Below are 21767 nucleotides of genomic sequence, written 5' to 3'. Positions count from 1 at the left end.
TTGAACGGAGTGGCTTTGTCACGCAATAAGCTCACCCATGAGCCTTCCCAACCATTTCGAGCTCCTCGCTACTGACGGTGCCGCCCGCACCGGCCGCCTGACCACGCCGCATGGTGTGGTGCGCACGCCGGCCTTCATGCCGGTCGGCACTGCCGGCGCCATGAAGGGCATGCACTGGCGCGAAGTGCGCGGCGCCGGCGCCGACATCGTGCTTGGCAATACCTATCATCTGATGCTGCGGCCGGGCGCCGAGCGGATCGCAGCATTGGGGGGCCTGCAGACCTTCACCGGCTGGAACGGTCCGATGCTGACGGACTCCGGCGGCTTCCAGGTGATGTCGCTGTCGGACCTGCGCAAGGTGAGCGAGAAGGCCGTGACCTTCCGTTCGCATATCGACGGCGCCAAGGTCGAGCTGTCGCCGGAGCGTTCGATCGAGGTGCAGCGGCTGCTCGGCGCCGACATCGCCATGCAGATGGACGAGTGCGTGCGGCTGCCGGCGGCGCGCGACGACATCGAGCGCGCGATGCGGCTTTCATTGCGCTGGGCGGAGCGCAGCAAGCGGGCGTTCGAGACCGCGCCTGAGGGCTACATGCTGTTTGGCATCGTGCAGGGCGGCGATATTCCCGAGATGCGCCACATCAACGCGCGCGGACTGGTCGAGATCGGCTTCCACGGCTACGCGATCGGCGGGCTCGCGGTCGGCGAGCCGCAGGCGGTGATGCTTGCGATGATCGAGGAAACCGCGCCGGCGCTGCCGGCGGATCGCCCGCGCTACCTGATGGGCGTCGGCACGCCCGAGGATCTGCTGGAGGCGGTGGCGCGCGGCATCGACATGTTCGACTGCGTGATGCCGACCCGCAACGGGCGCCACGGCATGGCGTTCACCCGCTTCGGCCAGATCAACCTGCGCAACGCGCGCCACGCTGACGATCCGCGGCCGTTAGATGAGGAAAGCGACTGGCCCTCGGCGCGCAACATTTCGCGCGCCTATCTGCATCATCTGGTCAGGTCAGGAGAAACGCTCGGCGCGATGCTGCTGTCGGAAATCAACGTGGCCTATTACCAGCACCTGATGCAGGGCATGCGCGAAGCGATCGCTGGCGGTACGTTCGAGACGTTCCAAAAACAAACGCGCGCCGACTGGGCGAAGGGCGATATACCGCCGCGCTAGGGTGAAGTCGCCGGAGTGCGTGTGGACCTCCGGCCAAGCAGGATGATTGCCGCTGCCAGAAGTTGGATCAGGGCAATGAGCGCGAACGGCAACTGATAATTGGCTGTCGTGTCATGCATCGCGCCGATGATTGCAGGCGCGAATGCAAATACCCCCTGGTTGATCGCAATAATCAGCGCCACCGCGGTGGCGACATCCGCGGGTTCGAACTCCTTCTGTACGATCAATGGAGGGAGTGAGGTCAGGTTGCCGATTCCGAGACCGAACAGAACGCAGCCAAGCGTGAGAGCCGCCGATCCGCTACCGAAGATCAACAACAGGACACCACTGATCTGCACGGCAAAGTTGACAGCAGCCACGAACCGACGATCATGCTCGCCGATCCACTTGCCGGCCGCGGTCCGGCCAATGACGGCGCATACCGTTGCCAGGCTGACAAGAAGCCCGGCCTGTTCAATTCCAAGCTCCGGCGAAAGACGAGCCACGAGGTGGGCCAGCAGGCCGATCTGCGCGAAGAGCCCGAGTGAGAAAGCTGCCGAAATCGTAATGAAAAGCCAGCTTCGAACGATCTCGATGCGCGTCCGTCTCGGCTTCGGCCTCGCGCCTGCCTGATGCGATGCGTCGCCGTCTGGCGTAAGCCCCATGTCTTCAGGGGACTTGGCCAAGAACCTGACGCAGAGGTATCCGACCATAGCGACCATGCAGCCGCCGACCAGGAGCGCGGCGGACGGGAATCCGATCGATCGTATCAACCAGACCCACATCGGCACGAACAGCACGCCGCCGACGCTGGCGCCATTGAACGCAAGGGCTATCGCGATCGGCCGGTCACGATCGAACCATCGTGCCACGATGGCGTTCAGCGCAGCGCCGCTCGTCATGGCCCAACCGGCCCCGCTCGGGATTACCGCGGCGAACAACTGCCACGGCTCGCGCGCGCCGGACCACAAGATCAGGCCGGCCGCCGTGAGGACCGCACCAAGGAACGTCGTTTTGGCGATTCCAAGTCGACGGTGAATCTCCGGCAAACAGGCGATGACGATCGCGCTGAGCAGGAAGTGGCCGGTGACCGCCATCGAAATCTGCGAGATGGGCCAGCCCCGCGTTTCATGCAGCGATTGCAGAAATACCGAGGGGCCATAGAAGCCGATACCCCAGGCAAACACGGCGATTGCGAACGCTGACCAGGCAACCGACCATCCAAAGAAGCGGCCTGCCGCGACCATTGTTTCCGCTCTCCCGAAACATAAGATAGGTGCGACGTAACATCGGGAGTGTGCGATGGCTCGCCGCATTCGGACTCGGTCGTCGGCAAGGACCAGGGTCGGCAGTCTGGACGTAGCAGCCTGCGAGAGGGCGCGCGTCAGCCGCGATCGACGCTTTGACGGTCAGTTCTTCTCAGGGGTCAGGACAACGCGCATCTACTGCCGTCCGGTCTGCCCGGTGCGCCCCGCGAAGGCGGAAAACGTGTCCTTTTATCCGTCGGCAGCGGCGGCGGAGCGGGCTGGATTTCGGCCGTGCTTGCGTTGCCGGCCAGAGACGGCGCCATTCTCTCCGGCATGGAAGGGCTCATTGGCGACCGTCGAACGTGCGGTCCGGCTGATCAGTGAGGGCGCACTCGATCGCGCGCCTGTCGAAGCGCTCGCGGCCAGCCTTGGGGTGGGGCCGCGGCATCTATCCCGACTATTCGACAAGCATCTCGGCGCCAGCCCCGGTCAGATTGCCAAGACGGCACGCGTGCAGCGCGCGAAGCGACTTTTGGATGATACCAAATTGCCGATGATCGAGATTGCGTTGCTGGCGGGATTCCGCAGCCTGCGCCGCTTCAATGCGGTCTTTGCAGAGGTGTACAAGCGTCCCCCGACCGAAATTCGGCGGGCGCTGCGGAACGTTTAGAAATTTCAGGGACCAAAAACAAACGCGCGCCGAATGGGCGCGCGGTGACATTACTCCACGATAGTTTGAGTCAGTTACAGGCAAACCTCTTGACCGAATGTTTGGTCACGAACCCGTAACCGCAGGTGTCACAGGTCCAGAGATAGCTGATCACGTGGTCGTTGAGGTAGGCGGAAGCTTCCGCCGCCACCATAGTGTCCGCACACACAGGGCACGTCGGCAAATCACAGCCACGCGGATCGGGCCTAAACGCTACGGTCGACCGGACTTCAGCAATAGCTGCCATCGTGACCTCCTTGCGATCTGAACCTCGGGCTCAGCTCACGACGAAAGTATAGTCCGAAATCTTTGACGATGTAGCAACACAAATGCGTTGATTTCACGATATTTAGCGACATTCTTGTTTTGCAATGCAGCGAACTAGCCGCTCCGGCAATTCCACCTTGCGCATCGGCGCGGCCGCCTCCTAAGTAGCGAGGGCCGCCAATTCCCTGCAGATGATTGCCACAGGAGTGTTGAGATGGATGCGTCGTCAGCCACGAGTGCAGTGCAACGTCCGGGACGGGGGCGGGTTTTCGACTCCATCGTCGATGCGATCGGCGACACGCCGATCGTCCGCTTGCGCAAATTGCCGCAGGCGCATGGTGTTAGCGCAACCATCCTGGCCAAGCTTGAATATTTCAATCCCGCCGCGAGCGTCAAAGACCGTATTGGCGCGGCGATGGTGATCGCGATGGAGAAGGCCGGCGTGATCAATGCCGACACCGTGCTGATCGAGCCGACCTCCGGCAATACCGGCATCGCGCTGGCCTTTGTCGCGGCCTCGCGCGGCTACCGGCTGAAACTGGTGATGCCGGAGTCGATGTCGATCGAGCGGCGCAAGATGCTGGCCTTCCTCGGTGCCGAGATCATCCTGACGCCGGCAGCCCAAGGCATGAAGGGCTCGATCGCGACCGCGGAGGAACTGGTGCGGACCACGCCCAACGCGGTAATGCCGCAACAGTTCAAGAACCTCGCCAACCCCGAAATTCACCGCCGTACCACGGCCGAGGAAATCTGGAACGACACCGGCGGCAACATCGATTTCTTTGTAGCTGGCGTCGGCACCGGCGGCACCATCACCGGCGTCGGGCAGGTGCTCAAGCCGCGCAAGCCGTCATTGCGGGTGGTGGCCGTCGAACCGGAGGAAAGCCCGGTGCTGTCGGGCGGGCAGCATACGCCGCACAAGATTCAGGGCATCGGCGCCGGCTTCATTCCGGACATTCTGGACCGTTCGGTCATCGACGAGATCGTCAAGGTCAACGGCCCGACGGCGATCGAAACCTCGCGGGCGCTGGCGCGCATGGAAGGCATTCCCGGCGGTATCTCCTCGGGTGCCGCGATCGCGGCGGCGCTGGAGATTGGCAAAAGGCCCGAGAGCGCTGGCAAGACCATCCTCGCGATCGTGCCGTCATTCTCCGAGCGCTATTTGTCAACCGCACTGTTTGAAGGAATCTAGCGATGGCGGACCAGCCGCGGCGGCCGAGAACCCTGAACGACGCGCGCACCGAGGCCGAGGCGGCGTTCAAGCGCACCACCACCAAGGTGGCGGAAGCGCCGCCGAAGACGCCCCGGCTTCCCGGCGTGAGGGAATTGGTCTCGCTGCGCATCGATCAGGATGTGCTGGAATATTTCCAGGAAGGCGGCCCCGGCTGGCAGGACCGCATGAACGAAGCTTTGCGAAAGGCCGCGGGCAAATAGATCGCCGCCTGCACGCATTTGATTTTTGCGAAGCGCAGAATGGAAAAGGCCCGGGATGAACCCGGGCCTTTTGTAGATGGGTCGCTTGCCCCTTAGCGCAGCATGCCGCCCACGACGCCGCCGATGAAGCGCCCGGCGCCGGCCGGATCGGGTCCGGGATTACTCTGATACTGGCGTTGAGGTTGGGGCTGCGGCTGTGCCTGCTGTTGTCCGCCACCGCTGCTGGCGCGGCGCTTGGCCGGACGCTCCTCGTCGGAACTCGCGGTCGGCGCGGCTGCGACGATCTCGGTCAGCAGCGCCTTGTGCTGCAGCTTGTTGAGGTAGCCGCTCTTGGGATAGCCGCGGGCGGCCTGCCAGCGCGTGATCACGCCGCGGGTAGCCTGATCGAACTGGCCATTGATCTTGGTGTCGAAGCCGAGCCCGGTGAGGCGGCGCTGCACGTCGCGGCGCTGGCCCTTGTCGAGGCCGATCTGATCCTCGGTGGTCTGGTTCGCTTCCTCCTTGAAGGTCGCGGGATCGATACCCGTGGTCAGGTTGCGGGTGGCATCGGGTTTGGGACCAGACTCAAGCGAGGCAATGCGCGACAAGGCCAGCGAGCGGAACTGACCATTGGGATAGTTGGTCAGATAGGCGTTGAGTTCTTCCGGCTTGTTGGAATCCTTGATCGAGCGCCAGAACTCCAGTTCCACGTCCGACGCCTTTGAAGCGCCCGCCGCCGGCGCTGCAGCCGCCACGGCTCCGGGCGCGGGCGCGCCGTTCAGATAGACCGAACCGATCAGGTTGGTGTGACCCCAGGGCAGTTGTCCCTTGTTGGTCTCCTCATTGACCTGGGCGCGGACCTTGGTCATCGCCTGCTGGATCTCGACGCCGGGCTGGGTGAGGTTGGCGAGGAGGGCGCGCGTGAACGGGCTGTTGGAGCCTTCCTGGCCGTCGAGCGCGGTCTGGCCCGGGCCGGTCGCGAACGCGATCAGAGTACCTTCGCCGGATTTCATTTCGGCAAGACCGGTCTGCACATTGACGCTGCGGGTCGCGGAGTTCGACTTGATCTTGGCGGCAAACGGGTTGTCGCGGCAGGCATCGAGGAACACCAGCTTGACCTTGGCGTCGCCCATGGTCTGCTCGAGCGTGAGGTCGATATTGATCGCGGCGCCGAGCTTGACGTCCATCTCGGATTTGATGTCGGCGTCGATCGGCAACAGATAGTTGGTGCCGGAGATGGCAATGCCGTGACCGGCGTAGAAGAACAGCGCGACGTCGGCGCCTTGCGCCTTCTTGCCGAAGTCGAGCAGCCGCTCGGTCATCTTGTCACGCGTGAGATTGGAGCCCTCGACCACTTCGAAACCGACATTGCGCAGGGTCGCGGCCATCGCCTTCGCATCGACCGACGGGTTCGGCAGCGGGGCGACGTTCTTGTAGGCGCCGTTACCGACGACGAAGGCAACACGCTTCTCGGCGCTGGCGGCACCCGCCGTAAAGACCATGCAGATGACGGACAAAATGAGGGTTGGGTAGCGCATAGGAAATCCCCCTGCAGAATCGATAAAAAGCTTTGGCTGTAACGCTGGCTGGACATTACAGAAAGCCGCCCGCTTCGCGCCACAAAAAAGCAGTGCGACAGCCAAATCCGGAGCCATCCGTTACCGTCGCGACACGCGCCGTCGCGTGATCTAGATCACAGCCAGGCAAATAAAATTCAGCTTGGGGCGGACGCCTTAGTCGAGGGATTCGGTTTCAGGTTCAACAGATTGCCGGTGAGGATCAACGCGGCGCCGAGCACGGTGAACAGGTCGAGGCGTTCCGAATAGATCAGCCAGCCGGCGGCGGCGCTGAGCGGAACCCGCAGAAAATCCATCGGGATCACCACGGTGGCATCCGCATGCAGCATCGCGCGCGCCATGCAGTAGTGGGAGAACGTGCCGCAAAACGCGATCACCACGACCCAGCCCCAGAGATAGGTTGGCGGCCACGTCCAGACGTAGAGCGCTGGGAGGAGACCAGCCGCCGATTGCACCACCAGCATCCAGAACATGATCGAGAGCGTCTGCTCGGTCCGGGTGAGCGATTTCACCATCGCGACCGAAACGCCGAACCCGACGGCCGCCGCCAGTGCGATCAACTGGCCCGGATTGACCTCGCTGGTGGCGGGGCGGACGATCACGACGACGCCGACGATCCCGAGCGCGATCGCCGCGATCTTCCATATGGTCATGCGCTCGCCGAGAAACGTCGCGGCGAGGATCGCGGTCCAGATCGGCATCGTGAATTCGATGGCCACCACCTGGCCGATCGGGATCAGCGTCAGTGCAAAGAACCAGCCGAGCTGCGCACCGTAGTGGATGAGGTTGCGCGCCACGTGCTGCGGCAGCCGCGTCGTCTTCATCATGCCAAATCCGCCATTGGCGCGGATCAGCGGATACAGCATCAGGAAGCCGAGCACCGAACGCATCTCCATGAGCTGGAACACGTTGATCTCACGCGCCGCCTCGCGTCCGGCGATCGCTATGATCAGCATCAGGGAGAGCCAGCCGGCCATCCACAGTGCGGCCAGGGTTTTGGATTGTAGGCGGTCCATTCGGGGAGCTTGCGGGGTTGGGGCAGGCCGGTATCGGCGAGCACGCCACAATTTGCAATGCGCATATGCGGCGGGGCAGCGATGCGCGGCGTCGCAATTTCGCTGTGGGAGCCGCTGCCGGTTCAGTGCTAAGAGCGGCAGTCTCAAGGAGGATTTACGCATGCGTATCTTGCAACCGGCCGAATGGTCGAAACCCCGCGGCTTCTCGCACGGTGTCGAGGTCGATGGCCCCGGCAAATGGATCGTGTTGGCCGGCCAGACCGGCGGCGACGAAAAGGGCGATTATGCCCCTGACATGGCCGCCCAGGTCGGCACGGCGCTGAAGCGTATCGTCAAGCTGCTTGGAGAAGCCGGCGCCGGGCCGGAGCACATCGTTCGCCTGACCTGGTACCTGACCAGCCGCAGCGAATACGAAGCCGCAGGTGCGGGCATCGGTGCGGCCTGGAAGGAAACGCTCGGGCGCAACTTTCCGCCATCGACGTTGCTCTACATCGAAGGGCTGGTCGACTACCGGGCGAAAGTCGAAATCGAAGTTACCGCCTTCGTGCCCAAGGGCTGACAAAGGCCTGACAAGGCCTAACCAGACATCACAAGTGCCAGGCGCTGTCCGCTTCGACAAGCGCGCCGGAAAAGACAAAAGGATATCGTGAGCCAATGACCAGTCGATCGACCTCCGCAGACTTCGTGACCGCCTTCGCAACTGGCTGGCCCGAGCACCAGTCCGACATCATGGTGCTGTCGCTGACCACGCACCGGGGCGTGCAGGATTTTGCGTTCAACAAGGAGCAGGCTTTGTTGATCGCCAAGACGATCAAGGAGACCGCGGCGAAGCTCGAGAATCCAAAGACGAGTTAAGCGGGATCAAATCGCGTGCCCCTGGAATACTGGATCGCCCGCGTTCGCGGCAGGCGATGACAGTTGAGGGGAGCTATTTCGGCAGCTATTTCGACAGCGAAATATTGGCGGCCCGGAATTGGCTGTCGGCCCTCATGGCGATCGACTGCTTGTTGCCGGCGGTCCTCAACGAGATGTTGGAACTGAAGCCGGCCGCCTGGGCGATCACCTGGAAGCTGCCATTGGCGCCACGGCCCTGAATGCTACCGCCGATATTCCGGCCGGTTTCGCTCCAGTTGCCGGTAACTTCGCCGCCTGCTGCGACCACCGAGGCCAGCAAGTTGAATTTGTAGGCATCGCTGGCGCAGGTGAGGCTCATGTCCATGCTGGCGCCGGTCACCTTGTAGACCGCCCGGCAGCGGATCCGCTCGCTCGAACCGTCATCCAGCGACACGGTGCCGCCGCCGTGCCAATTGCCGCCCATGCCGGCGAAGGCGCTGGCCTGGGCGTGGCTCGTGGACGCCGCGCAGGCCGCCAAAAAAAACGCGACGGCTGCGAATGTCAGCCGCCGCGCCTGGGCGAAAAATTCTGAAGTCTGGCTTGCCTTACTGACGGGACGCTTCCCATCGACCGCTGCACGCGACACCAGCTGAAGCCCCATTCCATTTCCCCGATCCGGAGTTGCCACTGAGTTGACCGTTCGCATATGCACCATTGATCGAGACTCGCACAAGTCCCCCGCTGCCGACGCTGCCGGAAACCGGACCGCCCGAAATCTTGCCGTCGGCGACATTCACGGTGGAGGTAGTCTGCGCATCGCAACTGCCCGTTTTTGTGACAACGGTAACCTGCCAAAGGCCGTCATAGGGCGATTGGGCGGAAGCCGGAGCGGCGGCCAAGGTCGCGGCGGAGGCAAGAAACGAAACAAACAACAAGTTGCGGATGCGGTTGGAACGCATGGATCAAATCCCCGAAATGTGTGTGATGACGTGCCTTATCTGGTCACAATGTGTCCAAACTTGGGTGCGCCGCAACACTGTGGAAAGTTCCCGCAATCTCAAACACATCAAGGTGAATCTGGTTCCGGGCGGGAAACGAAAAAAGCTGCGATTTCGGCACAGTTTTGCGCGCTAAACAGTCGAATCGGAGGTGTTTAGGTAGGGTTCAGTGTTTCGCGTCGGACAGGCTCGGCGCCTGGGTGGCGAACTCCTCCTCCTGCGGCGTGGCAGGGAGGTTGTTGTGGGTCTTGGCGTGAAAGATGACGTCAGCGAGCAGTTTCTGGCCGAGCGGGGCCAGCGCGCGCTCCCAGAGCTCGCGCGCGGTCTCTCCATTCCTGACGAATACCCATTCCTGCGCGGCGATGGCGCCCGCATCCATCCGGTCGGCGAGGTGGTAGACGGTGCCGCCGGCGATCGGATCGCCCTCCTTGATGGTCCATTCGACTGCGGCGATGCCGCGATGCCGGGGCAGCAGCGAAGGGTGATAGCCGATGCCGCCGAGCCTGGCGGCGGCCAGCGCTTCCCGGGTGACGCGGGCGTGACTATGCGCGGTCACGATCAGGTCGGTATCGGGCGCGATTTCGGATGCGACCACGCGTTTCGGATCGGCCTGCACGACGACCGCGATTCCGGCGGCCCGCGCCGTGGCGGCAAGCCGGTCCTCGCCATCGTGGACGACGACGCGGACGATATCGACCCCGTGTTGGCGCAGCGTGTTGAACGTCGTTACGCCGAAATGGCGGGAACCGACCAGGGTGATCCGCATGTGTTCTATCCGTCGTTAATCAGGCCGGTATGCCGATAGCACACCATGGCGGCCTGTTTCGACGCCGGGCCCGGGGCATTTGGGTTATCAACAGGGCGGGGCGGCGCGGGCAAAGCGTTTTCCAGCGAAGTGGAGGCCGGTTCGCGCCAAGAAAACGCGTCAAATCAAGAATCTCGAGCCCCGTTCCGATGCAATCGGAACGGATAAGGGCTCCAGCCCTTGACGGCGCAATTCGGGTAGGGCGCGGCCTCGCCCGGGACGATCGCCAGACGCGGATCGGCTGTAACGGGCGCTGCCGGTCCAGCCATCTGGCCTCGTCGATGGCGGCGGGTTTTTCAGGCGGCTTGCGTGCGTTCGGCCCATTGCGGCGGCGCCGGCCAGCGTGAGTGGCCTCACATCGGCAACGAACGGCGCCGCGCTACGGTTCGGGCCAGGATCAGCAAGCACGGACGACCAGCATGAAACGCCTTCTCATCTTTGCCGCCATAGCGCCGCCGCTCGGCTTCGTCGTCGCGGTCTGGGTGATGCTGCAGATTGCCAATTGGCTTGCGGGCAGCCCGAACACGTTCGATGTCGCCCAGATCATGATGCTGCCGATGATATATCTGGTCGGGTTGATGCCGGCGCTGTTGGCTGCGTGGTTCGACCATGCGCTGGCAAAGCGCAACGTCTCGTGCCGCATCGCGCTCACGGCGCTGTTCGGCTACGCGATCAGCTACCTGCCGCTGGCAGCAACGTTCTGGATCGGCTTCGCCCACGGGCCGGATGTCCTGCTGTTCGGCCTCATCGGCGCGGTGCCGTCGGCGGTGTGTTCGTGGCTGGCGGCGGAGCGGCAGGCGCCCGACCTTGTTCCGTCACCATGACAGGATGCGCAGCTCCGGCCGGGAGTAGGTCGGGACCGGTTGCTGGAGCGGCTCGGACCGTTGTTCGGCCGCCATCTGCAGCCGCGCCCGCAGGTCGGCGCTGCACTGCTTCATCTGGTTGCGCAACTCGCGCCGGCTGAAGGTGGTGAGGGAGGGATCGCCGAGCTGCTGCCAAGCAGCGCGCAGCCACTGCTGCAGGGCGAGGATATCGGAATCGAGGACCTCAGGCTGGTTCATGCCGCCGGAATCTCAAAACGTGATCGCGCCATGATTAGGTCTGATTCTCCTGCCGCCGCCTACTCCGTAGCAAGGCGGACGGCAGGAAAAACCGAAGCGCTGGAAGCAAGGGAACGCGCGCCCCACATGGATCGTTTGCATTGAGTGCTTCTGGAGAGACCTCGATGTCCCGCAATCCGGCGCTTGTTCTCTTCGTGGCGCTCGCCTTGGCCGTCCCCGCCAGGGCATTCGCGCAATTGACGCCGCCAGCCGGCTCGGCCGGGGCCGGCAATTCGTCGATATCAGGCGTGCCGTTCGGCCCGGCCAATCCCAGCGTGCTCTCCGATCCCAGCGGCATCGGCAATGCCTCGCGGGTTCCGCCGCTCCGGCCCAACCCTCCACCGCCGGTCGTCTCCTACGGATCGGTCGACCAGCCGGCGCCGCGCGCACGCCTTGCGACGCCGCCCTATACCGGCGCCTCGCAGCGGATCATCGGCCCGCGTCATGCTCACCCGCGAAAACCGCCGGTTCGGCGGCGGGCGCGACCGGAGGTGAGCAGTTTCACGGGGATCTGCCGGGGGTGTTAGCGATCAATTTGCGGTCCATCCCGCCAGGAGCCAGAAGACGAACATTTCGATGCTCGGCGCTCGCGGGGAACGATTTTCTCTTGCCGGACTTAGCGCTCAGCGGTCGTCCTGCATCATGTGCTGACGCCGAGTATCGTGTGACGCAAAATTTGCCCTTTGGGATGGCGGGAATGAACATCCAGCAACGGACGGCCAAGACTCTCTCCCCGCCAGGCCCGTCCGCCGCCCCGGACGTCGCCCGAGTGCCCCGTGAAGAATGGCTGCCTGCGCACGAAGACCGGCTGGCTGTCACCTACGAACATGTCGGCGTGGGCATCGCCGAGATCGACCAGGCCGGACGAATGCTGCGCGTCAACCCGAAGGTCTGCGAGCTGATGGGACGCGAAGCGGCCGATCTGCTCGGCCGCTCGATCTTTGACGAAACGTCGCCACAGGACCTCGCGCAGGATCTCGCGCAGTTCAGGCGGCAGATCGCGGGCGAAATCGATCGCTACACCATTGAAAAGCGTCTCGCCCGCAACGACGGCTCATTTTTCTGGGCGGAGGTGACGTCCTCGAGCGTTCGCGATGCGTCGGGAAATTTCCTTTATGCGGTGCGCGTTCAGCATGACATCAGCGCCCGCAAGCAGGCCGAACAGGCGCTGGCGCGCCGCAGCGAAGAGCAGGCGGCACTGTTCCGGTTCTCCGAAAGGCTGCAATACGCCACGTCGCTTCCAGACGTTTACGACGCCGGCCTCGACGCCATCCTCGCCGCGCTCGCCTGTGAGCGCGCCTCCATTCTCCTGTTCGACGACAGCGACGTGATGCGTTTTGTCGGATGGCGGCGTCTGTCGGACGGGTACCGGATGGCCGTCGAAGGCCACTCGCCGTGGGACAGGAACGAAAGAAATCCGCGTCCGGTCTATTTCGAGGATATCGAGATTTCCATTCTTCCGGATGCGCTCAAGGAAACGGTTGCGCGCGAACACATCGCCGCCGTCGCTTTCATTCCGATCCTGATCGGTGGCCGGCTCGCCGGAAAATTCATGGCCTATTACGACAGGCCGCATCGCTTCATCGAATCGGAGATCGACGTCGCGCTGACGCTTGCGCGGCAACTCGGCTTCGGCATCGCCAGATTGAGGGCGGAACAGGCGCGGAACGCCGCCGAAGAGCAGGCGCAGCAACTGGTGTCCATCGTGGAATCCTCCGACGATGCGATCATCAGCAAGGATCTGGACGGGATCATCCGGACCTGGAACTCAGGCGCCGAGCGCCTGTTTGGCTATACCGCTGCCGAGGCCATCGGCAAGCCGGTGACCATTCTTTTTCTGCCGGGGCGCGAAGACGAGGAGCCCGGGATCCTCGCACGCATACGGAATGGCGAGCGCATCCACCATTATGAAACCGTTCGCCGGCGGAAGGACGGCAGTCTCCTGGACATTTCGCTGACCGTCTCGCCCGTGCGCGACGGCTCGGGACGTATCGTCGGCGCATCGAAGATCGCTCGCGACATCACCGATCGCAAGGAAACCGAACGCAAGCTCCGGGAGAGCGAGCAGCGGCTCACCGAATTGCTCGCGGCGATTCCGGCGGCGATCTACACGACTGACGCGCAGGGGAAAATTACCTATTTCAACGAGGCGGCCGTCGAATTCTCCGGCCGGACGCCGGTGCTCGGCAGCGACGAATGGTGCGTCACGTGGAAACTGTTCCACCCTGACGGCACGCCGCTTCCGCACGACCAGTGCCCGATGGCGGTTGCGCTCAGGGAAGGGCGCGCCGTGCGCGGGGCCGAAGCGGTCGCCGAGCGGCCCGACGGGACGCGGGTTCCCTTCCTTCCGTTCCCGACGCCGCTGCGGGACTCTTCCGGCAAGATCAACGGCGCCATCAACATGCTGGTGGATATCAGCGAGCGGCGGCAGGCGGAAAGCCAGCAGCGGTTGCTGCTCGATGAACTCAATCATCGCACCAAGAACAACATGCAGATGCTGCAGTCGCTGCTGTTCTCCGCGGCAAGAACCGCGCACAGCGACGAGGCGCGGAAAGTCCTGAACGAAGCCAGCGCGCGGATCGCGGCCATGGCGGCGGCGCAGAGCGTGCTGTACGGCCGCAGCGATGCAAGCCGCTTCGCGGCGGAAGAATTCCTGCCGGCGGTCTGCCAGACCATCCGGCAATTGCTGCCGCCGGATGCGCGAATTGAATGCGGCGTTGCGCGCGGCGTGCTGTCCAACGACGTGGCGATGCCGCTCGCGCTGATCATGAACGAGCTTCTGACAAACGCCGTGAAGCACGGCATCAAGGATCACGCGAGGCAGGGCGTCCGGGTCAGCTTGACCGATCAGGACGGACGGCTGGCGCTCTGCGTCGAGGACGACGGGGAGGGGTTCGACCTGGAGGAGGTACGCAGGACCTCGTCCGGACTCCAGCTCGTGCTCGGCCTTGCGCGCCAGCTGCACGGAACGCTTTCCGTCACGAAAAATCCCTCGCGGGCGTGCCTCGACTTCCCCGCCGCGAAAATCTAGGGCGGTGATCGATGACGCCTCAGCAGCGCGCAGGGCATTTTTCATCGCAGCCCGGGCCGGACCGGAACCCGCCGCCGGCTGAAGAGGCCCGACGGATGGAAGTCAAGCAGGGCCCGCCGCGCGTTCTCATCGTCGAGGACGATTTTCTGATCGCCATGCAAAACGAAATCGCGCTGACGGCGGCCGGCTTTGAGGTGGTCGGCCCGGCCACGACCGCCGAGGAAGCCGTCGTGCTGGCCGGCGAGGCGCAACCGGCGCTCGCCGTGATGGACATCCGTCTCGCCAGCACCCGCGATGGCATCGACGCCGCTCGGCAACTGTACCAGGACTTCGCCATTCGCTGCATCTTTGCGACCGCGCATGACGATGCGCACACACGCGGGCGCGCCGAGCCGTATGCCCCGCTCGGATGGTTGCCGAAGCCGTACACCATGGCTTCGCTGGTCGCGGTGGTTGCCGAAGCTGTCGCGGTGCTGCGCCGGCCGTAGCGCTCCGGCAAGCCACATCGGGACCGCTTCAACCGAGCGGAGGGCTCAGTCCCGATAGTAGTACCGGCCCGGGCGCTGGTAGTACCGGTCACCGTAATATCGCTGGCGCCCTTGCTGATACTGCGGCGGGACCGTTCCGTTCGGATAACATTGGCCGTCCCTGACATCGAGGTCGGCGCCATGGCCGCAAGGCACGGGGTAGCGGCCGCCGCCATAGTAACGCTGATACTGCCGTGCGGCCTGATCCTGCGGCGGCAGATAGCCGTTCGGATAGCAGAGGCCATCGCGCGCGCTCAGGTCCCAGCCATGGTCGCATGGCGGCGGATAGGCGGGGACACGGTATTGCACGGGTTGAGGCGACACAGGTGCAACAGCGCTTCCAGGCGTCATGCACAACTGAGCGGCCAGTGCCGCGGCGGCAATGCTGACGATCATGGTCCTTCTCCGATCACACCAGAAGCTGCCGGCGTTTCCACGACGCGCCGACAGGTCGCCCGATCACGATCGAGGGGCTGCTGTTGCGTCCATACGAATATATCAAAACACGCCCTGAATATCCGATGAACGCATTTCAAGTATCGGAAGTCAAATACCTGCATCGGCCGCCACGGGATATCAACTGCTCGACGAACAGATGTTGGGCGTCGCCGCGCTATCGCATTTCGTAGTAGCCGTTTCGCCGATAGTGATAGCCGGGGCGGCCTTCCTGATACTGCCGTGGCACCGTCCCCGTCGGGTAGCAGAGCCCGTCGCGAATATCGCGGTCAGCGCCGTGACCGCATGGTACCGGCCGCCGGCCGCCGCCGTACTCCAGGGGATAATACCGGCCCGATTGAAACTGCGGCGGCACCATCCCGTTCGGGTAGCACTTGCCGTCCCGCTCATCGAGATCGTAGCCGTGACCGCATGGCGGCGGATGGCCGTGACGGCGGTAGCGGATTTCCTGGGCCAAGATTTCCTGGACCGAGGGGATGCTTTCGTTCAGCGCCTGGGCAGGTACTCCCAATTGTAGCGCGAGGGCTACGCCGGCAATGCTGGCAAACATCTTTCGGTCCCTCCGGTGAACACTGAATCTTCCGCTGCGGCCGATCTCCGCTCTGGAAATGGTGACGGGGATTGTATGTTTCCATATCGATGCTGGGGGGCGCTCGGCCGGCTTGCGAAATTAGGACGCCCTTCCAGCGCGACGTTCCTGTGGCAGCCGGTAAGCGGCACAGTGAGGAGACCAACCCGAGCATTCAGCGGAGCTGAGATTGGCCGCCCCGAGGCGTGAAAACAAAAGGCCGCCCGGAGGCGGCCTGTAATACGGATGTCGGTAGAGGATCAGCCTTGTTGAGGATCAGGCTTTGCGAAGTGCGACCGCCTGGTTGCGGCGGCGATAGGCCAGAAAGCCGATGCCGGCGAACCCCAGGATCATCATGGCCCAGGTCGAGGGCTCGGGCACGGCAGAGATGGTGGCCGTCACGAACTGCGTGTTGTCCCAGTTGTTGGAATCCCAATAGTAGAATTTGAGCTCACCGGTCGCATTGGCCGGACCGGAAAAATGGGTGCCAATGGCGAAGAAGTTGCCCGCTCCGATCTTGCCCACCAGCGTGCCGTAAGCGGTGGTTAGGCCGTCCTGAGTCCAAAGTGGGAAAATGTCACCGATCAGTGTTCCTAATGGCTGCAAACTTTCGTCGGCACCCGTCGCAAACAGCTTTACCTTCAATCCGTCCGCATTGGACCATCGCGGCAAGGCGCCGGCGTTCCAGAGGTCGTTGGGATTGACGTCCACGGTGAAGATCTGACCCACCGTCAAAAGGACGCCGGTTGAGACGCCGGCGCCGCCCGAACTGCTGTTCGTAAATGCATTGACGACGACGGCCTGTGCGGAGGTGGCAGAAACGCCGGCGAGCCCCACAACCATTGCGCACGCAAACAACGCTCGCCTGAATTTGAGATTAATCATGCCACCACCTAATTTAATTATTTAAATCTCGGTCCCGCGGACGGAATCACGCGGGGTCGGTTGCATCCATTACATTTACTTAATGGTGCGTCAACAGATCCCGATCTGGCTGTCGCCAACGACAGGTTTGCTGCAGGCCGGATGGCAGGCGACCGCGTCAGGGCAGGGGGCGGTTCGATCCCGGGTCGTGGGCGCGTGAATAACCTGACATCTCGGGCCAGCGTTTCTTCATGCCGACGGCAATGTGCTGGGCCAGGCGGTCCTCACACTGGAATGGCTTCAATGACGCGCGACGTTGCGCCCGCAACCGTGCGCGGTGACGCCGGAGATATCTTTTGGATCGCGTATGCATGAGGCATCGCTCCAAGATTGGGAAGCCGCCACCAACAAGGACCCTCCGAAGGCGATGGTCCCCTGATCGGGGCTTACAATGATCGCATCTGGCGGATTATTTTCTTGCCCACATCGTCCCGGTGAATTTAATTAAGCTAATAGAGGCATTTAATGAGACCCATAGTTTCAGGCAAGAGAACCGGGGTCAATCGGCATAATTACGGTTAAATTGGTCGGGCGGGAGCGCTCAAGGGAACTTTCCACATTTTCCCGATTTAAGCCCGGGACGAGGAAAGCGATAACATGGCCAAGCGCTGGAGTGCCGAGGATGTCAGAGAGCTCAAGACTCTCGCTCGAACGTATTCAGCCCAGGCGATTGCCGAAAAAATGGATCGAACCGTGGGAGGGGTGACCTTCAAGGCCCACCAACTGGGATTACCGCTAAAAGCGCGCTCACGGGCCACCGATCCCGAGTCCACGGACCTGGACAGAGAACGACCACGGGCCGCCAGCGTAACGCCTGCGTCCGTCGAGGTGAATTTTAGTGCCGATGCGGTCTCCGCTGCGAGCCTAGCCGGCGCGGTAGGCATCCAGCGCATGGGCGGCGAAGATGCCCACGCTGACCAGGGCGAGGATACCTGCTGAGAGCTCGATCATTGCCCGGCCTCCCGCTCATGGATTGTGGCGAGGAATCTGCTGCGCGATTGGTTCCAAATGAGATCGAAGATGAATTGCATGTCGGCCGTCCCTGTTTTGTTAACAACCAGATAGGCAGCCCTTTGTTTCAGGATGTTTTCGTCGGCCCCAGAAAATGGTTTCGTCCGCACGTTGGCGGCAACTGAATGATGACAATTTCGCGACCGGCGCGCATGCTTTTTGTGACACCAGCGGAGTGATTCGGTCATGCTGGAAGCAATAGTGCTGTTGCTGGGCGTGAGCACGTGCGCCCTGATCCTCATTGCCTTCTGGGGCCTCGACCTGCTCGGGATGCGCCGTCGCAGAGGATAGGGTGGTTCTGCTTCAACGCGGATCGTTGCCGGATGTAGCGCCGGCACGAGGGTGTCACGCGCGCCTGAGGTGCGACGTGTCACCCACGTGTTGCGACGGAACGGCGTGGTCGTGGTGAAACGCTGCATGCCGGATGATCGGCTCGTCCGGCCGCGTCAGGGTGCCCACCCGCAGTAAACCAACGCTTAACCATAAATCGCTACCATCTGCCGTGTCCGGGGGGTGACCGTCCGGTTAAGCGGGAGCGAATATCATGCCCGTCGAGATGCTGACGTATGCCGAACTGGGCGAAAGGCTCAAAATTTCGGCGGAGGCTGCCCGGGCTCTGGTAAAACGACATCGATGGCCGCGTTCCCGCGCCAACGACAACAAGACGCTTGTACACGTCGACCTCACCGAAATCAGCCATTCCCCGATCGCCCGTCAGCCGCAAGCACAGGCCGGTCACCAGGTGGTCACCGCCCTGAAGCAGAAAATTGAGACCCTGCAGGCCGAACTGATCGAGACGAAGGCTATTGCGAACGGCCATCGGGCCGACTTTGAGAGGGAATGCGAGCGCACGAACAAGCTCCTGGCCGAATTGCTCAGAGCCACCTCTGAAAGCATGGGCGCCCGGGAAAAGGCGGCGCTGCTAGAAGGGAAGCTATCGATGCTGACGCAACCCTGGCGACGCCGGCTGGTCGATGCTTTCACCCTTGCCTTGCCACAAGTCGCCGGCAACGCGCGCGAGAGCGCCGGAAGCATAGCCCAATCGCGTAATTGAACCGGCTTTGCCTGCTCGCCCCGGCTTTTCCTGATTCACGCCAATCGAGAGTCTGGATAGGCTCGCCCGCTGGCGTCAGCGCCAATAGCGGCGGTGATGGCGATGGCCCCAGTAGTCACGATGTCCCGCTCGCCGCCAACCATAGCTCGTGTAGGGGTTTCCGGGCCCGTAGTTCTGGCAATTTGCGTTCGGATAGAACTGGGCGCACCAGCCCGGATTACTAATGACGTGCTGCGCCGACGCCGGGCTGGCAAGTGCGGACAGGAATGATAAGGCGACAGCGCCAAGTAAGATCATTGGTCTTGTCATCGCAGCCTCGCACATTCTTGTTTGCGGCTTTAACGGCGATTGATCGTAAGTGTTCCTAGTCCAGATCCATTGACGTTCGGGGCACTCGAACTGGACAAGGCCATACAATGACTGACGACATCAACTTCTTCATTCACACGCAAAGTTAAACCATGAAGCACCATGCAACCACGTCGACGATATTGACCGGAAAGGGCTGATGCAAAATTAGATTTGTTGTGGAACATGATACTTTCATTGTGGTAGCGCCGCGTTATGGCGGCAGGGTTGCGCTCGGAAAATGCCGGGGGGCGCGGGCCGGTAGGGTTATCCAAAAATTGGGATAGACTAGAGAAAGCCACCAATGAGTCGCCACACCGGGGCCGACAATGCGCTTTGCTGTTGGACAGGCTTTCGAAAGTATTGCGGATGGTCGGCAGGCGGTGATCGCCGAAATCCGCGATGATGGCCGCGCTGGACTTCTTCGCTTCCTCGACAATGGCCAAGTGCAGTGGGTGCTCTGGGCGCAATTTCTGAATTCTGAAAAATGGATTCCGATTGGGATGAAAGAGGCCGCCAACTGAGGCGGTTCTTACTGCACTCCAAGTTCCTTGACCGCCAGCGCAGAAATATCCGCAGCATCACGCACGCCAGTTTGCGCGATTTCGATTATCTTCTTGGCGACGATCTCGGCTATCGGGTCGTTCCGGTCGACGAGGCCAATAGTCCGCAATGCTTGCTCGTAGGCCGTCGTCAGGCGGCTGATTTCCTCAGGTCCCATCGGTAGGTTTTGTAGCAATCGATAAATCGGCATAGCTTAGCCCTCCGAAACCCAGCGGCGGACCATATCACAACGGAACTTAGGCCGCTGCGGATTAGAACAGGCCAGCACCGACCACGTTTCTTGGCGTCTTCGAATGCGCGAACAAGATCGTGGCTGTAGGCTTCCGCCTGGGCAAGGCTTGAACCTGTAGCCAAGAGAGTAGCTTTTAGCAAAAGTTCGATGGCGTGGCACCTCAAGAAATAGCATGGGTGAGTAAGGTCTAAGCTTGAACGATCAGCCAAGGTATCCGCGGCAATAATGTACCTGGCGGCTTCACGACGAACGACTATCGCTAATTCCTTGTCGGGGAGCGTGCGCAAACCGGTCATAGCGATTTGAAATCCGCAATGAGATTCATTTCCCCTTCGCCTTCAGTCCCAGCTCTACCAGTCGGCGGATGGCTTCAAGAGCTATTTCGCGCGCATCTCGATTTCGACCCGCTCGAAGGAAAGATCGCGAGAGTCTCTGTTTACCACCCCCGCTGTCCCCACGTTCTTGATGGCGACATCCTTGAAGCTCGTCCCGGTAACGCCGTCATTTAGTATCCCTACTTGGGCATTGGCTCCCAAGTCGATCGTCAGCCCTTCCAGTCTGCTCTTGCTGCCCATCTGAATGGCAGGAGCGGGTTGTGCTGGTGCAACGGACGTTGTCGGGGGCGGCGCGGCAGGAGCCGGGGCGGCTGGCAGATAAGCTTCTGCTTGCTTGAAAGTGTATTCGCCAGCCTTGCTTCCAAGACTATTTGAGAACGCGGTAAGCATCGGCAGCCCGACTACGCTAGCTGCAACTATGAACCGCGCCCAGAGCGGCCAGCTCCAGAACCTTCGAAGAACGTCTTCTTTCATGCTCACACCTCCGGTGATTCGCGAAATTAGCACGCGAATCGTCGTGGAGGGCCGGCTATTCGGCCGCCGCTTGGAAGATACCCGATCATGGCAATACTTTCTGATTGCCAATCTCGTGGAGATATTGCCGGGCTTGGTGCCGATCGGAGGCGAGGGGAACACCTGAGGCGGCTCTAACGCAACGAGGCCCGCTGGTTCGCGCTGGCGGGCCGACCCCTCAATAGTCGCGGTAGTAGCGGCGACGTGGATAGTAGTCGTCGTCATAGTAGCGGTCGCCGCGATACCTGCGGTACTGGTATTGTCGCGCGGCTTGATCTTGAGGGGCCAGGTAGCCGTTCGGATAGCACATTCCGTCGCGAGCACTCAGATCCCAGCCATGGCCGCAAGGCGGCGGATGCGCATAGGCGCGGTACTGGACGTCCTGGACCAAGGGTACGCTTTCGTTCAGGGAGTGATCAAGCACTCCGAACTGGAGCGCGAGCGCGACGCTGGCGATGTTTAGGAGCATTTCTATTCCTCCCGGTGAGCAGAAGCTCAATCTGCGTGCGCCAGCTTATGCAATTCCTTCTGCAAGCCGGCTGAATGGTACGTTCATGCAGCATTAACTTGCAGCGCTAGCAGCATCGTCGTGCGCCGGCCGATCCGGTGGGGCAACCAATGCGCCTGATGGGGCACCCCAATAGATCCGATTGCACACCCAAAAGAGTACGTACGACGTAATCTGCCAGTTGCTATCAAGTGGATACTGACGCATTTCCCTTACGGTCCCAGCCTTCCCCCGCTGGGGCCGTTTTTTAGATGCCGGTTAAGGCGTCCACGCGCGCTCAAAAAACGGCCCCAGCACTCTGCGAGGAGATAGCCGGGGCCGTCATTCCAATGCGCCAAGTCAGTGGGGCGACGATGACTGGCGCCTTCCTCAACGCGCCGTGCGACCGCCTGTTCCCATTCTCGCCCGGTTCAAATAGTGGCCTGGCCCCGCGCGTGTTGTCCGGAACCGTCATGCGCCGTGCCGCCAAATGAGGTCTAGCCGCCCAGTAGCGGACTTCTAGCCTAGTGGTTCATCATAGTGATTTTGACGTTTTGATACCGAGCCATTGGAGGATCGGCAAGCTTTCGGGCGGCACGAG

At 62.2% G+C, this 21767-nt stretch carries 27 protein-coding genes and 2 pseudogenes; 14 read left to right on the top strand and 15 right to left on the bottom strand.

Translation table 11 applies throughout. The annotated features are described in order from the left end of the window. Positions 1 to 37 precede the first annotated feature (37 nt). The gene (gene tgt, locus JQ624_RS29415; protein WP_212422405.1) at positions 38 to 1171 is read left to right on the top strand and encodes a tRNA guanosine(34) transglycosylase Tgt; all 1134 of its coding nucleotides are present in this window, start codon (positions 38 to 40) and stop codon (positions 1169 to 1171) included. On the opposite strand, the gene JQ624_RS29410 is transcribed toward tgt, so the two are convergent. After that, positions 1168 to 2397, bottom strand: coding sequence for an MFS transporter (locus tag JQ624_RS29410; protein ID WP_212422404.1), 1230 nt, complete (start codon positions 2395 to 2397; stop codon positions 1168 to 1170). The genes tgt and JQ624_RS29410 overlap by 4 nt on opposite strands. Before the next feature lie 55 nt (positions 2398 to 2452). Between JQ624_RS29410 and JQ624_RS39770 the strand changes: the two are divergent. Continuing rightward, a pseudogene (locus JQ624_RS39770) lies at positions 2453 to 2698 on the top strand (Ada metal-binding domain-containing protein); the annotation flags it as partial. 45 nt (positions 2699 to 2743) lie between these two features. Then, positions 2744 to 3067, top strand: coding sequence for a helix-turn-helix domain-containing protein (locus JQ624_RS39765; protein ID WP_409334386.1), 324 nt, complete (start codon positions 2744 to 2746; stop codon positions 3065 to 3067). A 70-nt stretch (positions 3068 to 3137) separates the two neighbouring features. Here JQ624_RS39765 and JQ624_RS38830 read toward each other — a convergent pair whose 3' ends face one another. Then, positions 3138 to 3353, bottom strand: coding sequence for a hypothetical protein (locus JQ624_RS38830; RefSeq protein WP_249130165.1), 216 nt, complete (start codon positions 3351 to 3353; stop codon positions 3138 to 3140). 234 nt (positions 3354 to 3587) lie between these two features. Between JQ624_RS38830 and cysK the strand changes: the two genes are divergently transcribed. Beyond that, a complete protein-coding gene (gene cysK, locus JQ624_RS29400; protein WP_212422402.1) occupies positions 3588 to 4565 on the top strand; it encodes a cysteine synthase A in 978 nt (325 codons plus the stop codon). A 2-nt stretch (positions 4566 to 4567) separates the two neighbouring features. Beyond that, entirely contained in the window at positions 4568 to 4807 is a 240-nt protein-coding gene (locus tag JQ624_RS29395) for a BrnA antitoxin family protein (protein ID WP_212422401.1), read from the top strand. Between the two features lie 92 nt (positions 4808 to 4899). Here the strand turns inward: JQ624_RS29395 and JQ624_RS29390 are convergent, their stop codons facing one another. Both JQ624_RS29390 and JQ624_RS29385 read right to left on the bottom strand, forming a co-directional pair. Next, on the bottom strand, positions 4900 to 6324 hold the full coding sequence (locus JQ624_RS29390; RefSeq protein ID WP_212422400.1) for a caspase family protein: 1425 nt from the start codon (positions 6322 to 6324) through the stop codon (positions 4900 to 4902). Between the two features lie 176 nt (positions 6325 to 6500). Then, entirely contained in the window at positions 6501 to 7379 is an 879-nt protein-coding gene (locus JQ624_RS29385) for a DMT family transporter (RefSeq protein WP_212422399.1), read from the bottom strand. A gap of 160 nt (positions 7380 to 7539) precedes the next feature. On the opposite strand from JQ624_RS29385, the gene JQ624_RS29380 reads away from it, so the two are divergent. Next, positions 7540 to 7938 carry a RidA family protein gene (locus JQ624_RS29380; RefSeq protein ID WP_212422398.1) on the top strand — a complete coding sequence of 133 codons (399 nt, stop codon included), beginning with the start codon at positions 7540 to 7542 and terminating at the stop codon, positions 7936 to 7938. 95 nt (positions 7939 to 8033) lie between these two features. Then, positions 8034 to 8234: a hypothetical protein gene (locus JQ624_RS29375; protein ID WP_212422397.1), complete on the top strand. Its 201-nt coding sequence runs from the start codon at positions 8034 to 8036 to the stop codon at positions 8232 to 8234. 85 nt (positions 8235 to 8319) lie between these two features. Here JQ624_RS29375 and JQ624_RS29370 read toward each other — a convergent pair whose 3' ends face one another. The 3 genes from JQ624_RS29370 to JQ624_RS29360 all read right to left on the bottom strand — a co-directional run bounded on the left by JQ624_RS29370 (position 8320) and on the right by JQ624_RS29360 (position 9977). Then, complete coding sequence (locus tag JQ624_RS29370; RefSeq protein ID WP_212422396.1) at positions 8320 to 8874, bottom strand: hypothetical protein; 555 nt, start codon at positions 8872 to 8874, stop codon at positions 8320 to 8322. Next, positions 8819 to 9172, bottom strand: a complete 354-nt coding sequence (locus JQ624_RS29365; protein WP_212422395.1) for a hypothetical protein — start codon at positions 9170 to 9172, stop codon at positions 8819 to 8821. The genes JQ624_RS29370 and JQ624_RS29365 overlap by 56 nt, the downstream gene beginning before the upstream one ends. A 205-nt stretch (positions 9173 to 9377) precedes the next feature. Beyond that, the gene (locus JQ624_RS29360; protein ID WP_212422394.1) at positions 9378 to 9977 is read right to left on the bottom strand and encodes a formyltransferase family protein; all 600 of its coding nucleotides are present in this window, start codon (positions 9975 to 9977) and stop codon (positions 9378 to 9380) included. A gap of 458 nt (positions 9978 to 10435) precedes the next feature. Between JQ624_RS29360 and JQ624_RS29355 the strand changes: the two genes are divergently transcribed. Next, on the top strand, positions 10436 to 10840 hold the full coding sequence (locus JQ624_RS29355; RefSeq protein ID WP_212422393.1) for a DUF5413 family protein: 405 nt from the start codon (positions 10436 to 10438) through the stop codon (positions 10838 to 10840). On the opposite strand, the gene JQ624_RS29350 is transcribed toward JQ624_RS29355, so the two are convergent. Further along, positions 10832 to 11077, bottom strand: a complete 246-nt coding sequence (locus tag JQ624_RS29350; RefSeq protein ID WP_212422392.1) for a hypothetical protein — start codon at positions 11075 to 11077, stop codon at positions 10832 to 10834. The genes JQ624_RS29355 and JQ624_RS29350 overlap by 9 nt on opposite strands. Positions 11078 to 11241: 164 nt before the next feature. On the opposite strand from JQ624_RS29350, the gene JQ624_RS29345 reads away from it, so the two are divergent. The 3 genes from JQ624_RS29345 to JQ624_RS29335 all read left to right on the top strand — a co-directional run bounded on the left by JQ624_RS29345 (position 11242) and on the right by JQ624_RS29335 (position 14635). Further along, positions 11242 to 11643 carry a hypothetical protein gene (locus JQ624_RS29345; RefSeq protein WP_212422391.1) on the top strand — a complete coding sequence of 134 codons (402 nt, stop codon included), beginning with the start codon at positions 11242 to 11244 and terminating at the stop codon, positions 11641 to 11643. A gap of 170 nt (positions 11644 to 11813) precedes the next feature. Then, positions 11814 to 14147 carry a PAS domain S-box protein gene (locus tag JQ624_RS29340; protein WP_249130164.1) on the top strand — a complete coding sequence of 778 codons (2334 nt, stop codon included), beginning with the start codon at positions 11814 to 11816 and terminating at the stop codon, positions 14145 to 14147. A 95-nt stretch (positions 14148 to 14242) separates the two neighbouring features. Continuing rightward, positions 14243 to 14635 carry a response regulator gene (locus tag JQ624_RS29335; protein ID WP_249130163.1) on the top strand — a complete coding sequence of 131 codons (393 nt, stop codon included), beginning with the start codon at positions 14243 to 14245 and terminating at the stop codon, positions 14633 to 14635. Between the two features lie 45 nt (positions 14636 to 14680). Here the strand turns inward: JQ624_RS29335 and JQ624_RS29330 are convergent, their stop codons facing one another. The 3 genes and pseudogenes from JQ624_RS29330 to JQ624_RS39760 all read right to left on the bottom strand — a co-directional run. Then, on the bottom strand, positions 14681 to 15070 hold the full coding sequence (locus JQ624_RS29330) for a hypothetical protein (RefSeq protein ID WP_212422389.1): 390 nt from the start codon (positions 15068 to 15070) through the stop codon (positions 14681 to 14683). Positions 15071 to 15287: 217 nt separating this feature from the next. Next, positions 15288 to 15680 (bottom strand): hypothetical protein, encoded by a 393-nt coding sequence (locus JQ624_RS29325; RefSeq protein ID WP_212422388.1) that lies wholly within the window; start codon positions 15678 to 15680, stop codon positions 15288 to 15290. A 294-nt stretch (positions 15681 to 15974) separates the two neighbouring features. Then, positions 15975 to 16109: pseudogene (locus JQ624_RS39760) on the bottom strand (PEPxxWA-CTERM sorting domain-containing protein); the annotation flags it as partial. Positions 16110 to 17219: 1110 nt separating this feature from the next. On the opposite strand from JQ624_RS39760, the gene JQ624_RS29315 reads away from it, so the two are divergent. After that, positions 17220 to 17561, top strand: a complete 342-nt coding sequence (locus JQ624_RS29315; RefSeq protein WP_212422386.1) for a hypothetical protein — start codon at positions 17220 to 17222, stop codon at positions 17559 to 17561. An 8-nt stretch (positions 17562 to 17569) separates the two neighbouring features. On the opposite strand, the gene JQ624_RS29310 is transcribed toward JQ624_RS29315, so the two are convergent. Continuing rightward, on the bottom strand, positions 17570 to 18052 hold the full coding sequence (locus JQ624_RS29310; protein WP_212422385.1) for a hypothetical protein: 483 nt from the start codon (positions 18050 to 18052) through the stop codon (positions 17570 to 17572). A 125-nt stretch (positions 18053 to 18177) separates the two neighbouring features. Between JQ624_RS29310 and JQ624_RS29305 the strand changes: the two genes are divergently transcribed. Continuing rightward, a complete protein-coding gene (locus JQ624_RS29305; protein WP_212422384.1) occupies positions 18178 to 18687 on the top strand; it encodes a hypothetical protein in 510 nt (169 codons plus the stop codon). 677 nt (positions 18688 to 19364) lie between these two features. Continuing rightward, entirely contained in the window at positions 19365 to 19559 is a 195-nt protein-coding gene (locus JQ624_RS29300; RefSeq protein ID WP_212422383.1) for a hypothetical protein, read from the top strand. Positions 19560 to 19567: 8 nt separating this feature from the next. Here JQ624_RS29300 and JQ624_RS29295 read toward each other — a convergent pair whose 3' ends face one another. The 3 genes from JQ624_RS29295 to JQ624_RS29285 all read right to left on the bottom strand — a co-directional run bounded on the left by JQ624_RS29295 (position 19568) and on the right by JQ624_RS29285 (position 21148). Continuing rightward, complete coding sequence (locus tag JQ624_RS29295; protein WP_212422382.1) at positions 19568 to 19789, bottom strand: hypothetical protein; 222 nt, start codon at positions 19787 to 19789, stop codon at positions 19568 to 19570. Positions 19790 to 20208: 419 nt separating this feature from the next. Then, positions 20209 to 20640: a hypothetical protein gene (locus JQ624_RS29290; protein ID WP_212422381.1), complete on the bottom strand. Its 432-nt coding sequence runs from the start codon at positions 20638 to 20640 to the stop codon at positions 20209 to 20211. 217 nt (positions 20641 to 20857) lie between these two features. Then, positions 20858 to 21148: a hypothetical protein gene (locus JQ624_RS29285; protein ID WP_212422380.1), complete on the bottom strand. Its 291-nt coding sequence runs from the start codon at positions 21146 to 21148 to the stop codon at positions 20858 to 20860. Positions 21149 to 21767 lie beyond the last annotated feature (619 nt).

Source organism: Bradyrhizobium sp. AUGA SZCCT0283 (assembly GCF_018130385.1).
Lineage (GTDB): Bacteria > Pseudomonadota > Alphaproteobacteria > Rhizobiales > Xanthobacteraceae > Bradyrhizobium.
The sequence above is the reverse complement of the archived record's forward strand: the minus strand, read 5'-3'. Positions and strand labels throughout refer to the sequence as shown.

Bases quoted from the DNA above. Each gene is read 5' to 3' on its own strand.
- tgt (WP_212422405.1), top strand. From the start codon at position 38: ATGAGCCTTCCCAACCATTTCGAGCTCCTCGCTACTGACGGTGCCGCC.
- JQ624_RS29410 (WP_212422404.1), bottom strand. From the start codon at position 2,397: ATGGTCGCGGCAGGCCGCTTCTTTGGATGGTCGGTTGCCTGGTCAGCG.
- JQ624_RS38830 (WP_249130165.1), bottom strand. From the start codon at position 3,353: ATGGCAGCTATTGCTGAAGTCCGGTCGACCGTAGCGTTTAGGCCCGAT.
- cysK (WP_212422402.1), top strand. From the start codon at position 3,588: ATGGATGCGTCGTCAGCCACGAGTGCAGTGCAACGTCCGGGACGGGGG.
- JQ624_RS29395 (WP_212422401.1), top strand. From the start codon at position 4,568: ATGGCGGACCAGCCGCGGCGGCCGAGAACCCTGAACGACGCGCGCACC.
- JQ624_RS29390 (WP_212422400.1), bottom strand. From the start codon at position 6,324: ATGCGCTACCCAACCCTCATTTTGTCCGTCATCTGCATGGTCTTTACG.
- JQ624_RS29385 (WP_212422399.1), bottom strand. From the start codon at position 7,379: ATGGACCGCCTACAATCCAAAACCCTGGCCGCACTGTGGATGGCCGGC.
- JQ624_RS29380 (WP_212422398.1), top strand. From the start codon at position 7,540: ATGCGTATCTTGCAACCGGCCGAATGGTCGAAACCCCGCGGCTTCTCG.
- JQ624_RS29375 (WP_212422397.1), top strand. From the start codon at position 8,034: ATGACCAGTCGATCGACCTCCGCAGACTTCGTGACCGCCTTCGCAACT.
- JQ624_RS29370 (WP_212422396.1), bottom strand. From the start codon at position 8,874: ATGGGGCTTCAGCTGGTGTCGCGTGCAGCGGTCGATGGGAAGCGTCCC.
- JQ624_RS29365 (WP_212422395.1), bottom strand. From the start codon at position 9,172: ATGCGTTCCAACCGCATCCGCAACTTGTTGTTTGTTTCGTTTCTTGCC.
- JQ624_RS29360 (WP_212422394.1), bottom strand. From the start codon at position 9,977: ATGCGGATCACCCTGGTCGGTTCCCGCCATTTCGGCGTAACGACGTTC.
- JQ624_RS29355 (WP_212422393.1), top strand. From the start codon at position 10,436: ATGAAACGCCTTCTCATCTTTGCCGCCATAGCGCCGCCGCTCGGCTTC.
- JQ624_RS29350 (WP_212422392.1), bottom strand. From the start codon at position 11,077: ATGAACCAGCCTGAGGTCCTCGATTCCGATATCCTCGCCCTGCAGCAG.
- JQ624_RS29345 (WP_212422391.1), top strand. From the start codon at position 11,242: ATGTCCCGCAATCCGGCGCTTGTTCTCTTCGTGGCGCTCGCCTTGGCC.
- JQ624_RS29340 (WP_249130164.1), top strand. From the start codon at position 11,814: ATGAACATCCAGCAACGGACGGCCAAGACTCTCTCCCCGCCAGGCCCG.
- JQ624_RS29335 (WP_249130163.1), top strand. From the start codon at position 14,243: ATGGAAGTCAAGCAGGGCCCGCCGCGCGTTCTCATCGTCGAGGACGAT.
- JQ624_RS29330 (WP_212422389.1), bottom strand. From the start codon at position 15,070: ATGATCGTCAGCATTGCCGCCGCGGCACTGGCCGCTCAGTTGTGCATG.
- JQ624_RS29325 (WP_212422388.1), bottom strand. From the start codon at position 15,680: ATGTTTGCCAGCATTGCCGGCGTAGCCCTCGCGCTACAATTGGGAGTA.
- JQ624_RS29315 (WP_212422386.1), top strand. From the start codon at position 17,220: ATGGCCAAGCGCTGGAGTGCCGAGGATGTCAGAGAGCTCAAGACTCTC.
- JQ624_RS29310 (WP_212422385.1), bottom strand. From the start codon at position 18,052: ATGCAGCGTTTCACCACGACCACGCCGTTCCGTCGCAACACGTGGGTG.
- JQ624_RS29305 (WP_212422384.1), top strand. From the start codon at position 18,178: ATGCCCGTCGAGATGCTGACGTATGCCGAACTGGGCGAAAGGCTCAAA.
- JQ624_RS29300 (WP_212422383.1), top strand. From the start codon at position 19,365: ATGCGCTTTGCTGTTGGACAGGCTTTCGAAAGTATTGCGGATGGTCGG.
- JQ624_RS29295 (WP_212422382.1), bottom strand. From the start codon at position 19,789: ATGCCGATTTATCGATTGCTACAAAACCTACCGATGGGACCTGAGGAA.
- JQ624_RS29290 (WP_212422381.1), bottom strand. From the start codon at position 20,640: ATGAAAGAAGACGTTCTTCGAAGGTTCTGGAGCTGGCCGCTCTGGGCG.
- JQ624_RS29285 (WP_212422380.1), bottom strand. From the start codon at position 21,148: ATGCTCCTAAACATCGCCAGCGTCGCGCTCGCGCTCCAGTTCGGAGTG.